Raw genomic sequence first — 782 nt, forward strand, 5'->3', positions numbered from 1 at the left:
ATTTATATTGGGAGTTTTGACACGCCCTCCATCCCCGAAGCCTATGGCTCACATACAGGGGTGTCGGTAGAAAATGTCCTTCAATCAACACAATATACACAACAAAAATCCCGTGACTAACGAATTGCCAAAGGCGCAAGAACGATTCTGTAAAGATCCCGACAAGCATTGGTTCGTGCTGCGTATCACCTACGGTAGAGTGCTAAAAGCCCACGACGTTCTATCTACCCAAGAAAGCATAGAGGTGTACATGCCTGTACGCTACACCATTCGCAACATCAACGGTCGCAACCGACGAGTCACCACCCCAATGCTCCACAGTCTACTCTTCGTCTACTCAAAATTAGAAACGATAGACCACATTGTAAAGTCTATCAGCGACAAGACCAATACAAAAAACCTCATATCGTTTTATTTCGACCATTTCCGAACCAAAAACGACGGCAAAAACATTCCTCTTATTATTCCTTACAACGCAATGATGAATTTCATACGCATCACATCAATCGACAACGAACATATCAGATTGATACACCCCGACCAATGCCATTACCGCAACGGTGACCTTGTGCGCATCATAGAAGGGGATTTCAAAGGCATCGTGGGGCGAGTGGCTCGCGTGGCAGGACAACAAAGAGTTGTGGTGGAACTCGACGGAATATGCATGGTGACAACTGCATATATACCGAGCGCGTTTATTAAAAAGATTTAGAGGAGACAATGAAAATAGTAGATTTGGTATTTTAAATCACCCGTTGGCGGAATTAATTTAGCGCATACTT

Annotated in this window: 1 protein-coding gene; it reads left to right on the plus strand. The window is 44.1% G+C overall.

All coding sequences use genetic code 11. The features are described 5' to 3' along the window. Nucleotides 1–112 precede the first annotated feature (112 nt). The gene (locus HMPREF0673_RS10480) at nucleotides 113–712 is read left to right on the plus strand and encodes a UpxY family transcription antiterminator (protein ID WP_172633659.1); all 600 of its coding nucleotides are present in this window, start codon (nucleotides 113–115) and stop codon (nucleotides 710–712) included. Nucleotides 713–782: the final 70 nt, after the last annotated feature.

The organism is Leyella stercorea DSM 18206 (assembly GCF_000235885.1).
Classification (GTDB): Bacteria; Bacteroidota; Bacteroidia; order Bacteroidales; family Bacteroidaceae; genus Prevotella; species Prevotella stercorea.